The sequence below is a fragment of the Bacillus paramobilis genome, assembly GCF_038096195.1.
GTDB lineage: Bacteria > Bacillota > Bacilli > Bacillales > Bacillaceae_G > Bacillus_A > Bacillus_A mobilis.
The window spans coordinates 4,177,410-4,192,241 of the sequence record NZ_CP151108.1; the positions used below are offsets into that span (position 1 = coordinate 4,177,410).

The following is a 14,832-nucleotide window of genomic DNA, read 5'->3' on the forward strand; positions in this document are numbered from 1 at the left end:
CATCGGTTTTTATGCTATAAAACTTTATTATTTGTCCTTACTATTCTTCTTCATTCTTTTACTTATAACATCCATAAAGTAATATCCGCTAATTAGCACATAGTAAACTAAAAGTATTCCTAGTGCATCTTTCATATTTATATATTTTTCTTTATGAAACAAGATAGGTGAAAGGGCGTAAACAAGAAAGATGATTAGCGGATTTACGATAAAATAGTAAGTAAGATTTCCTTTCATCATATCAACTCCTCTATATCTAGTTTTCTCTATAAATTGTTGTAATTCCTTTTCTTTCGTTTAGACTGCAATCAGAAATTAAAAGCAAGAGCTCCAAGGACAAATTGATTGAGACACTGGAATAGCTGAATTAATACAGAAAATAAAAAATCTATTTTCTAAAACATTGGTGTTATTGCAAAGAATTTTTGTATTATAAATGTATAGTAAAAAAATTATAGGATTATAAGTAAATAGAATACGAAATTGTTGATGCCGAAAAAATCCCAAGAAACATTCGTTTCCATTTATGAAGAGGTTCAAATTTCGAGGTTGTTTTAAATATAATGAATGGAGAATACATAATGGACAATTTATTTAATCAAATTGCAACTTTTTTTAACATATCATTACCTCAAGAAATGATGAATGCTTTCAAAACTCCAATCTATTTGCAGCACAAGAATGACTTTTTAATACGCTTATTATCCTTTGAAGAAGCCATGGAAGTGTATTTATACCTACATGAAGATGTTAATATTCCAGAAGTTTTCCCATTATGGACCGATGATAATTCCAATTATGTAGGTGTTTACATGTTAGGGCCACTAACAGGAAAAGTTTGTTTTATAGACCATGAGGAAATCGATTTATCCCCAGTATATCCTCATGTACAAACGTTAATAAAAGCTCTATTAGAAAGTCCTGAAAGCGATTGGTATGAACTTCCAAGATACTATCCTTGTTCCAAAGAAAATACGGATAAACTGCAACTAAAGCAAGATGTACAAACCATTAATGAATTGAAAAACCTTCTTAAAAACGATGAATTAAATGAAACTAAAAGAACTCAATATTTATTTTCAATTATGGCTTTAACTCCTCGCGCACAATTGCATGAAATACTTCCCCTCTTGGACGACTCGGATATGTGGGTACAAGAGAGAGCCGCTGAAATTCTAGGTTTCCATAGATACGTGCCAGCTAGCGAAAAACTAAATTGGGTTAAAGAACATGGCCAACATAACGGGAAATTAGCAGCTGAATTAGCATTAAAAAGAATAGAAATGGAATGAAAGAACTAAAAGAAAAAGACTCTGATAACAACAACCTTTGCGAACAAAGCCAATAAAAGAGCCTGTATCGATAATCACTTAGTAATTATTGATACAGGCTTTTCATTCTAATGTTTAGTTGTTATATATATTTACCTACAAGGTGCTTTTTTCTACGCTTCAATCGATTGATTTTCAGCAATATTTCTAAATTGTCGTTTGTGCATCCAAGTTAAGGATGCAATTGTTCCAAGTGATAACACAACGATGAAAATCATGAGTACTCCTATGTTTTGCCACATGAAGTTAAAGTCTCCACTTGATACAACTGCTTTCAATCCGGATACAGAATATGTCATCGGCAACCAAGCATTGAATGGCTGTAAAAACTTCGGAATCAATTCTAATGGGAATGTTCCAGCACTTGTTGTAAGCTGAATAATTAATGTGATGATGGCGATGAAACGCCCCGCATCACCAAATGCTGTTACTAAACATTGAATTAATGCGATAAACGCTAAACTTGTAACGATGCTAAAGAGTATGAAATACGGAATACTTTGTACTTCTACACCTAATCCGAATAGCAATATAACATCTGCTACAATCGCTTGAATAATACCGACTGATAGTAACACACCGAACTTACTAATAAACCAGCTAAATCCTGATTTCGGAACGCCCACTGTATCACGTAATGGATATACGATTGATAATAGTAATGCCCCAACAAATAAACCGAGTGATAAGAAGTACGGTGTAAATCCAGTTCCGTAGTTAGGAACTTCCGCCATTTTCTCCGTCTTCACTTTTACAGGACTTGCAAACATATCATACGTTTTATCCGTCCCTTTTACTTCACCAGTTTTCTCTGCCCCTTCGCCAAGTTTCTCAGCAAGTTCGCCTGAACCATCATTTACTTTTACGAGGCCATCTGTTACTTTTCCTGATCCGTCTGCTAGTTTATTTACGCCGTCGATTAGCTGGGTTGAGCCTGTTGACATTTTATTTAGACCACCATTTAGATTGCCTAGGCCCGTTGTTACTTGATTTGAGCCATCTGCTAATTTCGTTACTCCTACAGATAATGTACCTAAACCGCCTGTTACTTGACTTGAGCCGTCCGCTAATTGATTTATTCCACCTGCCATTTGGTTTGCTCCTACAGATAACGTGCCTAAACCGCCTGTTACTTTGCTTGAGCCATCTGCTAATTTCGTTACACCCACAGATAATGTACCTAAACCGCCTGTTACTTGACTCGAGCCATCTGCTAATTGATTTACACCACCTGCCATTTGGCTTGCTCCTGCTGATAGTGTACCTAGGCCGCCTGTTACTTGACTTGAGCCATCTGCTAATTGATTTACACCACCTGCCATTTGATTTGCTCCTGCAGATAATGTACCTAGGCCGCCTGTTACTTTACCCGAACCATCTGCTAATTGATTTATCGCATCAATTAATTGACCGGATTCGTTTTTAAATTTATTTGCGCCTTCTTTAGCAGTATTTAACTTCGCACCAAACCCTTGAAATTTTTCAACAAACCCTTTTTGTGCACTGGATAATTGATCAATACCAACAGTTAAAGATTGTAATTCTGCTGGATTCGATAGTTTGCTTTGCCCATCGCCTGTTTTTTGATTTATTTCACCTTTTAATTGTTTTACTTCTTCATTTAATTTATTTGTTCCACCTGCTACTCCGGCAGCTTTTTGCTGAACTGTCGCTGTACTTTTTACAGCACTTGTTACGAATGGCTGTAACTGCTCTTGATATTCTTTTGGTAAACTTTCAATTTGCTTTTGTAAATTCGCTACATCTTGCGCTGCATTTTTTGCATCTCCTGCTGTTGATTGCGTAAGTTCATTTAACTGATTTACATTCGCCCCAGCTCCATCTATTTTCTCATTTACTGTATTCAATATAGAAGGGCCTTTTGACTGCATTTCCTCTAAAGCTGCAGCAGAACTTTTCACTTTACTATTTAAATCTTGCAAACCTTTTTCAATTTTTTGAGAGGCTTCCTCTAATTGTCTTTGTCCCCCAACCAATTGTTCCATACCATTTGATAGATCGGTTGTTCCTGTTTTTAATTCACCTGTCTTACTTACTAATGTATTTAAACCTGCTGTTACCTTCTCGGACCCATCTTGTAGTTTTCCTATACCGGTCTGCATCTCACCTGTTTTGCTATTTAACGTATTTAAACCTGCTGTCACTTTTCCTGACCCATCTACTAATTTTCCGATACCTGTTTGCATCTCACTTGTTTTACCATGTAACGCATTTAAACCGGCTGTCACTTTCCCTGACCCATCTACTAATTTCCCTATACCCGTATTGCTATTTAGTACATGTAAACCATCTGTTACTTTTCCTGATCCGTCTACTAATTTCCCGATCCCTGTCTGCATTTCACCTGTTTTGCCATTTAGCGTATTTAAACCGTCTGTTACTTTTCCGGATCCATCTTGTAATTTCCCTATACCCGTTTTGCTATTTAACGTATTTAAACCTGCTGTTACTTTTCCAGACCCATCTACTAACTTATTAGATCCATCTGCTAATTTCTGAGCTCCATCCTTCATCTCCCCAGACTTTCCTTGAAGTGTATGAAGGCCATCTGTCACTTTACTTGAACCATCGTGCAATTCACTTGATCCGTCATGTAGTTTATTTGCTCCTTCCGCCCCATCTGCTAATCCTTTTGAGACGTCTTTAATGGAATCAAACATTTTCTCTGCATATGTTTTCGTTAACGTACTTGATACTTCACCTTTAATTTTTTCAATCGCTGTTCCACCAATTTGTGAAGATAAGAAGTTTAAGCTTTCGTTTGGAATATATTCTAAGTTTAATGGTTTTGGATCATCTTTTAATAACGTTGTAGCGTTACTTGAGAAGTCATTTGGAATGCGTACTAACATGTAATACTTTCTACCTTCCATTCCTTTTTTCGCTTCTTTTTCACTTACAAACTCCCATTTGAAACTTGTATTATCTTTTAAATTATCAACGAGCCCTTTTCCAACCTCAATTGGTTTCCCATCAAATACTGCACCTTTATCTAAATTAACTACCGCAACTGGTAAATCATCTAACTGTTTATACGGATCCCAAAAGGCCCATAAAAACATACCTGCATATAAAATTGGTACGAATAAGACCGCGATAATTGGAATTAATATTTTTTTACTTTTTATAATTTCAGTAAACTCTTTACGAAGTAACTGATTCCATTTCATCATTTCTCCCCCTTTTCCGAATGACCGAATTGTTCATTTGGTCATTTTCTCCCAAATAAAAAGGCTATACCTATTCATACATATGCCTTATCCCCGAATTTATACTATGCAACTGTTTCTTCATATGAAGTAAATATGTCTATTATCCCTCCCTAAAATAAATGTATGACCAAATTATTCAATTGGTCACTTTTTATAATAATAAAAGGATTATCTTAGTTTGACAATCCTTTTAATAAATAAAGTTCAAATAATTCTGCAATTTTTTCTTTTTCTAGCGGTTCATGATTTTTTTCCCAATCAAAAATAAGCGATACGTATAAGCGAAGCATAATAAATGCTGTAATTTCTGGATCACATTTGCTAATCTCACCTTTTTCAATCGCAATCTTTAAATACGATTGAATGACAGAAACGATTTCCACATCTACTTGTTGCATCACTTCTTGTACTTCTTTCGTTCCCATATCGCGCTCTTCTTGAATTAACTTAATCATGAGCTGATGTTCTTTTCTGAATTCTAATATGCTATATAATGCTCTATGTACATTTTCAAAAAATGAAATATCTGAACGAATTGCATTTTCTGCAACTTGCTTCATTTCTGTAATTAAATTAGAAATAATTTCGCCAAATAGCTCTTCTTTATTTTTGAAAAAAGTATAAATCGTTCCTTTTCCTACATTCGCTAACTTCGCTACTTGATCCATCGTTGTTGCTTTATAACCGAACGCTGAAAAAGACTTTGTTGCAGCTTCAATAATAGAACGTTTTCGATCTATCGCCACATCGTCACCTCCAAAAATGACCAATTGGATAATATAGTCAATCAGTACATCTTTGATATTACCACACGCTTACATTCTATACAAGTTCTCTTTTTTATTATTTCCAGTATAAAAATTTCCAGTCAGCGTATATCATACTGTCCATAGTTTATCAGAAGAAAAGAGAAAAGGAAAAGGTGTTCTCAAAATATACATCTCAAGAACACCTCTTTTTATTTCAGCATAGAAAGCATAATCTTCTCTAACTCTTCCTTACTTACATTTTTATCAAATACTGCTTCTCCTGGACGCTCTAAACTATGATTAATAATAACAATTTGATAGGCTCTATTGTTCCCTTTTGCAGGGACTATCATCTTCATCCCTTGTAAATTACTATCTGAGTTATTAGTCGCATAGAATATTTGATTACCTTCTAATTCGTACTGTTCAATATTTTCTTCTACAACAAACAAAGCATGGAACGGATCTTTACTTTCTCCAAATACTTGTGATTGATAAGTTGTATAGTTTCCTTTTCCGTTTGTATACTCTAATTCAATAATTAACTCAGGTCTTCTCTTAATAAAATAATTTACCTTTTCACCCTTCAAATTGTATCCTTCAATTGTGTAAGTTGGCTTCTTAATTTGAAAATCGACATGTTGCTGCGCTTCCTTTACCGTGTAATTTAAAGATTCATATACTTTGTCATCAAATGGTTTTGACTGATCATAAAGCGCATATAATTTTTCACGATCATCTTTTGTTAAACGCTCTTCTCTAAAAAATATTGACTCGTAGTCAGAATCTCTCGGAGCACCTTTTTTCTGTATATTAATAATTTCTTTATATAATTTTATGTACTGCTGGAATTCATCTTTTGTTAAACTTTTTTCAGCTAAATATAAATAATCTGTCTTTTGTTCATACACTCTTGCTGAATAACGATATTCTTTTTTCGCATTTTCTTCTGTACCAAACAGCATATCTACAGCATTTTGGAAAGCATCCTTTGACTGCTCTACTTTATCCTCTTGCTTTTCTTTTCCTTCCGTTGCACGTGCGTTGAATAAAGAAAGGGATGCTATAGTAACTATGACAATAACTCCAAGTAAAGAAAGACGATACGATTTCTTTTGGAACTTTTTAATCATAACGATTCTCCTTTTTAGTGTTCGTTTATTTCTACTTAAATTTGCTAGGCTTGGTACTTGATAGGAATAATGTTCTAAAAGGGTAATGATTGTATGACCGTATGCAATTTGCTCCTCTTTGTCTATAAAAGTAAGCGCATATGCATCACAGGCTAATTCTTGATCTTCTCGCATACAGAAATAGGCGTACCAAAGAATCGGGTTAAACCAATTTAGTAGGAGTAAGCTATACATAATCCAATTTACAGCTACGTCGTTTCTCTTAATATGAGCTAACTCATGGTAAAAGACATATTGTAATTGTTGCTCATTTAATACTTTTATATGTTTTTTTGATAGTAATACTTTCGGGCGAAAGAAACTAAAAACAGTTGGGCTCGCAATCTTTCCCGCTAGACGTAATGAAACTGCCTTCTTCATTTTCAGAGACTGCTTACAGCGATTAAACACTGTAACGACCTGTTCATCCGTAATATCTGGTTGTTTCTTTATGTAAGAATATAACCGTCTATTTGTAATAAACGTGATGATTACTAATACGATTACCCCAGCTAACCAAACATATAGAGCAATTTTGTATAAAGAAAGTGTAGTCTGTTGTTCCGCACTCGCGTTTACTTCAGGTTCACTATTCTTTGTTACAGTTTCAGAATTTGATTCTAATTCCGCTGTATGTTTCATCTCGTTATTCACTGTACTCTCAAGTGAAGATGTATTTTTTTGAATAACTTCCGACACACTAGAATTATAAGAAAGTAATGAATAAATACTATAAGAGCTATCCGGTGACCATGGTAAAAGGAGTCTTATCATTAGTACGATCCACAGCATATATTGCCACCGGGGCGTTAATTTATTTCTAAATAGAACTTTTATACATAAAATAAATCCAACTAGTATACTGGCCATAAGTGACGTTTCTATAAGCCAATCAAAAAAATGAGGAAGGTATACATTTATAAGCATGTCTATCATTGTTATCTATCCTTCCTCTTATTCTCCTCTTTCTTCTCATCTAAAATGCGTTTCAGTTCATTAATATCTTCTGAAGACAGTTTTTCCTCTTTTAAGAAATTAACAAGTAATGGTTTAAACGCTGCGCCGCAAAAACGCTTTAGCAAAGATTTCGTTTCAACTTGTAAATAATTATCTTGTGATACTAACGGATAGTAAGCGTACATACGCCCTTTATCTTGATGATAAGAAACGGCTTCCTTTTGTACTAACCGATTAATTAATGTACGGATTGTTTTCGGTTTCCAGTCCATTGCATCCTCTAGTTCTTCTATAATTTCATTCGCTGTTTGTGGAGAGTTAGACCAAAGTACTTTCATAATTTCTAATTCAGCTTCAGATATTTTAGGTAATTGATTCGTCATATACTTCACTCCTTCGTATTACATTTGTAATCTACAATTAAGATTACAAATGTAATACTTAATTGTCAACCATATTTTAGAAAATATACTTTCAGTTAAACCTTACTTAACAACAACAAATTTCCCTTTTTTCAAATAATCAAATAAAAAAACAAGAAAATCTTTACATTTAATAGTAATATAGAAAATAGACAAGTTTATCAAAATAGTGGAGGCTTTTTCAGTCATGATGCGTGCGCTTCGTTTAAATATAAAGCAAGCTTTTTGTAGTCGTATTTCTTTAATTATTATGTTTAGTGGATTCGTTCTTATTTGTATTTATCACTATTACTATGTCATTCGTTATTTAGGAGACGCTGCGAGTGGACCTATTTCAACAGATATAAAATGGATTGGATTTCGCGACAATGAAATGGATGTTTATTTATTATTAATGCCAGTTATTGCGAGTTTTCCCTTTAGTACAAGTTACAATTCGGATAAGTCAGATGGTTTTAAACCGTTTGTCAGTAAGGGGATTTCTTTATTTCCTTATTCAGTAACGAAATATATCGTTACGTTTTTTTGCGGAGGATTTCTTTATACGCTTCCATTCATCTTATCGTTATTATTTTGCAAATTAACCATTCCAGACGGAACACCTACTATTGGTTCCGGCATCATAAATGCTGATGGAATGTTCGCAAACCTATATTTTGATGCGCCTCTCACTTACATTACTGTATATATCGGAATTAATTTTTTATTTGCAGGTTTAATGGCTCTTTTAGGACTTGCTGCATCTGTATGGTCACAAAAGGACTATATGGCGATTCTCTTTCCATTCGCAGTTGCCTCCATTCCGTACGTCCTGCTAAATACAATACTTCCTTCAATAGGCGGAGCACCTATTCATTTATATGATCCGAAACAACCATTGCAAGGCATGTCACCGTACATTTTAACGATGCAATGTACTTTCTTCCTTCTCGTTAGCTTATTCATGTATATACAAGGAGTAAAGCGGGATAAGAAAAAATATAGAAGAAGACTGCAAAAAAGAGATCGATGTAGAAAAGCGTTTCAAGCAATTTCAGACTAAATCATTGAACGAATAAGAGCGTAATTCCCTAAGCAAGCTTGGAGAATTACGCTCTTATTATCATTATTCATATAATCATCTCCCCCTTACGGCGTATCTGCTAATCCCCATAAAATAACGAACACCGCAAAATAAATCGCTTTAATACCTACAACTGAACATAATAAAATAATTGCATATTTACTTAATTCTCTTCTTGCACCTATTAAAGTAAAAATGACTGCCAAACTAAACGTTACATAGGACGATGCTATATGTATTAAGTTATACGTGATATCTAAATTTTGAGTAAGTCCTGTTACCTCAGCTACAAATTGAAACATGACGATTGTACTAAAAAAAATGGCAAGCTGATTTATTAATTTTCCATTTAACCATGCTTGCATTTTTAACCTCCCCATTATAAAAAACTGAATTTTTAATTAATTTTAACATGATTTTTACAGAAAAAGAACGCTCAGTATATTTCTAAGCGTTCTTTTACAACGATTTAAGAAGCTTTCTTCAAGTCAATTTGAGCAAGTACTGGGTCGTGATCACTTACACGTCCGTGTTCTTTCATAATGTTTGAGTTTAAGTGTACTGGGTCTACAATTGTGTGTGGTGCGATGTTGTTTGTTACTAAAATATGATCTAACACTTGCGCATTTCCTTCATGAATATACGTGTAGCGGTTCTCTTTCGGCACTGTGTTTAACATATTTTTTAAGTTTGTTCCTTCTAGTGCTTTTAGTGGTTTAGCAAACTCAAAATCGTTCATATCTCCTAACACAACAACTGGTGCATTCGTATTCTTTTTCTGAATTCCTTGTACGAAATTGTTTACTTCTTGTGCTAATTGAACTCGTTTTTCTTCACTCTTTAATACGAGCGGCTGCACTTTTCCAAATGGCGTTGCATCTCCTATTTTTGAGTTTAAGTGATTTGCAACGACAACAACGTTTTGTCCTTGGAACGTAAATTCTGCCGCAAGCGGTTTACGTGTACTTTCAAATAATGGGTTTTCGTCTCCAATACGAACAACATTTTTATCAAGCAACTTCGGTACTGTTGCTAATTTCACGCGTGATGGGTTGTAGAAGAAACCGACGCGAATATTCGCTCCTGGTGCTCCTCCGTCTAGATTATTATGCGGAGCAATTTCTACATACTCATACTTTGGCCCGCGAATCTCTAGCACTGCATCAATGATACGTTTTGCGCTTAATGAAGCATCTGTTGTCCCGTCATTAATCGTTCCGTTATTATCTTGCATTTCCTCTACACCGATAATATCTGGCATTTTTAAATTGTATTTAATAGAATACGCTAACGCTTTTACTTTTTCATCTGTTGTTTCTTTTTTATTCGCCGAGAAGTTTTCAATGTTATATGTAGCAACTGTTAACTTATCAAGACGCGGCTGAATATTTGCTCCTATTTGCTTAAATCCACCGTCTACTACAGATGGTAATTCCGTTATTGGCGCGATGCGGAATGCACCGTAATCATATCCGACTACTCCTGTTATATCTCCAGTGAAAGTATCTCCTACTTTTGCTACATAATCACGAGGTACTTTTACAGAAAGACGCTCTGGGTTTAATTGATTTTCATCTAATACAGGTGTGCCATATTTCGTTACGACTTTATTCCCGCCATTTTTCACTGTTACATATAAATTTCCGTTTTTCTGAGGTGCAATAATTTTTGGCGTTGGCATCGTAACGCGCATACCTTCTATACTTTCATAAAAGTCGATTGCATCTTCATTTGGATCAAATAAACCAAATGCATCATTATCGATAATTTGATCAGGAATTTTCACACCGTTTTCTCCAAGTACAATCGGTGCTGGTAAAGCTTGATCTTTTGCGATTACAGCAACGCGGCTCGCTTTAATTTCGGTCGTCGTTAAGTCTGTTTCAAATCGCTCTGCATATCCAGGACCAACATATTCTTCTACTTCTCCATCAGCTTGAATAAGATCGCCTACCACTACATTTGCATCTTTTTTGTACACATAAATACCTTCTGAAGTAGCTGGATCATTATCCGGCTGATTATCTTCTATATAAAAACCATTTTTATCAAGCGCCGTTACAACGCCTTCCACATTGTATACTTTCTTCCCGTTGTAAGGAGAAATATGTGATTTTCCTTGAATATCATGAATACGAACCTGTTCATTGTTTGCGATAACAAATGAAAATGTTGAAATCGCTGAAGAAGTAAGCCCTTCTTTCTCTGCAAATGCTTTAATTACACTATTTTCATTCACGATAATTTGTCCGTTATAACGAACGCTTTTATTTGTAGGATTAGAGCCATCTAACGTATAGTAGATTGTTGCTCCTTCTGTATTCGTCGTTAATGTTACTGCTGTGCCCTTCGCAATTTCTCCGCCACTTGGCGAAGCTACTACATCGCTAACACGGTTTTGTCCTTCCCCTTGAAACTTATGAGCTGTTACTGATTTTAAACCTGGGCTACTAAAATATAATTCAAGCGTCCCTGTTAAACTAACTTTCTTCCCGATATTTTCAGGATGATCTTTCACGTTTACTGCCGCTCTCACATCGCCTTTTGGCAACTGAACAGGCATGATTTTGTCTGGATTCGTTTCATTTGGCGAATCCGCGATTGCTACGTTTGTATCATCAAACTTAGCCGGATCTTTCGTGTATTTAGAAGGACTTTGCGTATACCCAACGATATATCCTTCCACTATCCCCTTCGCTTTCCCTTGCTGCTTAAATACTTGAATTGCTTTTTCTACTGACATAGAAGTCGTTTCTTCTGCTTGTACTAAAGTTCCAGTAAATGAAAGCAATAGTATGAATGATAAAAAGACACTTAACAATTTCTTCACAGCCATTTTCCTCTCCCTATTTCATATTTTCTCAGCATTTCTATCATATCAAATGATTCGTTATATAGAACTACATTTCGACAAGTTTTACAAAAAATTTATTTAATTTACAAGCTTTCAAACTATAATACAAAATAATAATTTTACACCTTCTACGAATGCACTCTATAATATTAGAGAGAGAAAACAGAAAATATCGAAATTTAACTGGCATGTAAATGGATTCATTTGAATAGGAGTGATTGGATGGAAGTGCAAACAGAAACATACCGCGCAGCTATGAATGGAACATTAGAACGTCATTTTTCAGATATGATTGCCGTTATACCAACTAGAATTACAATTGAGCAGTTAAAACAGCGGCTAGAAACGATCGCTACTAAAGTTGATGAGTTAAAAATTATTTTTAGTGATGAGACAAGCCTTATTGTTGAGTTACATATGGATGAAACCATCATACCGTATGAACTGCATATTGATGAAGCGAATGAACCAGAAGAATATAAAATGTACAATAGACAAGATTCTACAATCGTAGATCGTCATTTTGAAGATTCTGCTTATGGCACTGAAATTTTTACTCGTACGCTATTTGTAGGCGATGTGCTGGACTGCTTTTTCCAGCAACTACAGTTTTTATGGAACCTCGCTCCAGACTTGTTATTTGTAATCGATTCAAGTGCCGCAATGAAAGTGATATCTAGAAGCTATATTGAATATCACGTTGAAAATGAATTATTACCTGACATTCCTGACTTGTACGTTATTCATTCCGTTTATGAAGACGATAAAGACGGTGAGCCTACGCAATATTGGTTTCATACACATGGCCTTTTAAGAGCAGGTGTAACAGAAATAGAATTAATTATTCCAAATCGCATTTCTTCCTACTACGGTATTGGTGACCTCTTTCAAACCTTTGCTAATAATGCTGTTGAAAATGGACAAGTCCCTATGAATGAGCCTATCGTTATCGCGCATAGTCAGCAAGGTTCTATACATACAGTAGCTGTTCCATGGGAAAAAGGATTATCTTATATTGGGCATAAAACGAGTATGGATCAATTATCTTCAATTGAGGATGAAGAAGTAAAACTACAACCAATAGATGCGCAAAACGTATTTCTTGGCGGTATGGATGACCGAGATGAATACCATCAATCTCCATCCGTTCTCTTATTCAAATTTAATACTTCAGAAGAATATATTGAAAGCTTTTTCCAAGAACACGAGGAAGCTACAGGGCTCATGTTCTATAAAACAAATAGTGAAACCGATCGTATGGCTTACAATGCGAAGAATACTTTCGGGTATTTCAGTAACATTTTTCACATTGAACAATCGAATGAAGATTTTCGTTTCCTCGCTAAGTTTGGTGTCTCCTACGAAGAAGGAAAAAGTGAACATATGTGGTTTGAAATGCAAGAAATTACGGAAGATTTCATTCAAGGAATACTCATTAATGAACCACATTTTATAAAAGATATGAGTGAAGGAAATAGTTATCAGTTAGATTTTGATAACTTAACAGAGTGGATTATTTATGCAGGAGATGCTGTTATAAAGCCAAATAACTTATATATGTTTATTGGTGAATAAGTAACAAAACGCCTTCAATATAATTGAAGGCGTTTCACTTTATTGCGCGATTAATTCAGTATCCATTACTTTCTCCAAATGAGAGAGTACACGCTTTGCGGCTTTCTCACCTTGATCAATACAGTCCGGAAGACCAGAACCAGCGTAAGAACTACCTGCCAAGTATATACCTGGCAACTCTTTCTCCATAAATGTCGTGAGTTTCTTCATTCGCTCGTTATGACCTACTGTATATTGGGGCATTGCTTCTTTCCAGCGGCTTACGACTGTAAATTCTGGATCCTCTGTAATATCCATCGTCTTTCGCAAGTCTTCTAGTACGAGCTGAACGAGTTCCTCTTCTGTTTGTTCTACAACTGCTTCATCACCAGGTCGTCCAACGTAACAACGAAGAAGCGTTTTTCCTTCTGGCGTTGTATGTGGCCACTTTTTATGTGTCCACGTACATGCTGTAATGGTGTAATCGTTATTTCGAGATACGACAAATCCTGTTCCATCAATATCGCGCTGAATGGCTGATTTCGAGAAAGCCATTGCCACGTTCGCAACTGATGTGGACGGAATATTGCGGAAGAAACGAAACTGCTTGTACTGCGCAAACATAGATGGCAATACTTTATGTGATGTTGCCACTACGACCGCGTCCGCTTCTATTTCTTTTCCGTTACTAAGAGTAATCGTATAACCATCACCAAGTTTTGCAATTTTTTCAATGCGAGTGCCCTTTATTATCGTACCTTCATGCATCTTCACTTCGAGAGATTCTACGATAGATTCTAAGCCTGTTTTCACTGTTTGGAAAATGCCCTTTTTCGGTTCAGATGTCTCTTTTTTCGGGGCAAGTGTACGCATACCGAGTGAAATACTACGATGTTTCTGCTCAATTTGATACATTTGCGGGAATGTTGACATTAAGCTCATTTCATCAATATCCCCTGCATAAATACCCGATAGTAATGGTTCGATTAAATTTTCAACCACTTCGTTTCCGAGGCGATGTCTGAAAAACTGCCCGAGTGATTGGTCAGATACTGGCTTTGATCTCGGCATTAACAGATCAAAACCAGCTCTTAGTTTACCAATTGGAGAGAGCAGCCTGGAAAATAGAAACGGCGTAATTTGCGTTGGAATTCCCATCATTGATCCGCTCGGCATTTTATGTAACCGATTGTTTACGAGGATAAATGATTGACCGCCCTTATTATTTACAAGTTCATCGCCAAGACCTAATTCTCTCGCTAATCTTGCTGCACTTTCTTTTCGTGCTAAGAAAGAATCCGGTCCGCGTTCAATTGTAAATCCATCTTTTCGAACGGTTTGAATTTTCCCGCCAAGTTTACCCGATGCTTCTATCAGTAATGTATCGATCGGCAAGTTGTTGTCACGAATTTCTTTTTGCAAGTTATACATTGTTGTTAATCCTGTGATGCCACCGCCGATGATTACAACTTTTTTCCTCAAGCAGGCTCCCCCTTT

11 protein-coding genes are annotated in these 14,832 nt (G+C 35.5%); 3 read left to right on the forward strand and 8 right to left on the reverse strand.

The window, feature by feature from the left end; all coding sequences use genetic code 11:
• Positions 1-27: 27 nt before the first annotated feature.
• Positions 28-240, reverse strand: coding sequence for a hypothetical protein (locus AABL52_RS21410; protein WP_341518359.1), 213 nt, complete (start codon positions 238-240; stop codon positions 28-30).
• A gap of 341 nt (positions 241-581) precedes the next feature.
• Between AABL52_RS21410 and AABL52_RS21415 the strand changes: the two genes are divergently transcribed.
• Entirely contained in the window at positions 582-1,292 is a 711-nt protein-coding gene (locus AABL52_RS21415; RefSeq protein WP_341518360.1) for a hypothetical protein, read from the forward strand.
• Between the two features lie 152 nt (positions 1,293-1,444).
• Here the strand turns inward: AABL52_RS21415 and AABL52_RS21420 are convergent, their stop codons facing one another.
• From AABL52_RS21420 to AABL52_RS21435, 4 genes are all read right to left on the reverse strand, one after another.
• On the reverse strand, positions 1,445-4,522 hold the full coding sequence (locus tag AABL52_RS21420; RefSeq protein WP_341519743.1) for a YhgE/Pip domain-containing protein: 3,078 nt from the start codon (positions 4,520-4,522) through the stop codon (positions 1,445-1,447).
• Between the two features lie 215 nt (positions 4,523-4,737).
• Entirely contained in the window at positions 4,738-5,310 is a 573-nt protein-coding gene (locus AABL52_RS21425) for a TetR/AcrR family transcriptional regulator (protein ID WP_000963369.1), read from the reverse strand.
• A 212-nt stretch (positions 5,311-5,522) separates the two neighbouring features.
• The gene (locus tag AABL52_RS21430) at positions 5,523-7,421 is read right to left on the reverse strand and encodes a M56 family metallopeptidase (RefSeq protein WP_341518361.1); all 1,899 of its coding nucleotides are present in this window, start codon (positions 7,419-7,421) and stop codon (positions 5,523-5,525) included.
• Between the two features lie 2 nt (positions 7,422-7,423).
• A complete protein-coding gene (locus AABL52_RS21435; protein WP_341518362.1) occupies positions 7,424-7,825 on the reverse strand; it encodes a BlaI/MecI/CopY family transcriptional regulator in 402 nt (133 codons plus the stop codon).
• 226 nt (positions 7,826-8,051) lie between these two features.
• Here AABL52_RS21435 and AABL52_RS21440 point away from each other — a divergent pair, with 226 nt between their 5' ends.
• Positions 8,052-8,906 carry a hypothetical protein gene (locus AABL52_RS21440; RefSeq protein WP_097845294.1) on the forward strand — a complete coding sequence of 285 codons (855 nt, stop codon included), beginning with the start codon at positions 8,052-8,054 and terminating at the stop codon, positions 8,904-8,906.
• Between the two features lie 86 nt (positions 8,907-8,992).
• Here AABL52_RS21440 and AABL52_RS21445 read toward each other — a convergent pair whose 3' ends face one another.
• Positions 8,993-9,292: a hypothetical protein gene (locus AABL52_RS21445; protein WP_341518363.1), complete on the reverse strand. Its 300-nt coding sequence runs from the start codon at positions 9,290-9,292 to the stop codon at positions 8,993-8,995.
• A 104-nt stretch (positions 9,293-9,396) separates the two neighbouring features.
• Positions 9,397-11,763: a DUF6359 domain-containing protein gene (locus AABL52_RS21450; protein ID WP_341518364.1), complete on the reverse strand. Its 2,367-nt coding sequence runs from the start codon at positions 11,761-11,763 to the stop codon at positions 9,397-9,399.
• A 240-nt stretch (positions 11,764-12,003) separates the two neighbouring features.
• Between AABL52_RS21450 and AABL52_RS21455 the strand changes: the two genes are divergently transcribed.
• Positions 12,004-13,356: a DUF4026 domain-containing protein gene (locus AABL52_RS21455; protein ID WP_341518365.1), complete on the forward strand. Its 1,353-nt coding sequence runs from the start codon at positions 12,004-12,006 to the stop codon at positions 13,354-13,356.
• Positions 13,357-13,395: 39 nt separating this feature from the next.
• On the opposite strand, the gene hemY is transcribed toward AABL52_RS21455, so the two are convergent.
• Complete coding sequence (gene hemY / locus AABL52_RS21460; RefSeq protein ID WP_341518366.1) at positions 13,396-14,817, reverse strand: protoporphyrinogen oxidase; 1,422 nt, start codon at positions 14,815-14,817, stop codon at positions 13,396-13,398.
• Positions 14,818-14,832: the final 15 nt, after the last annotated feature.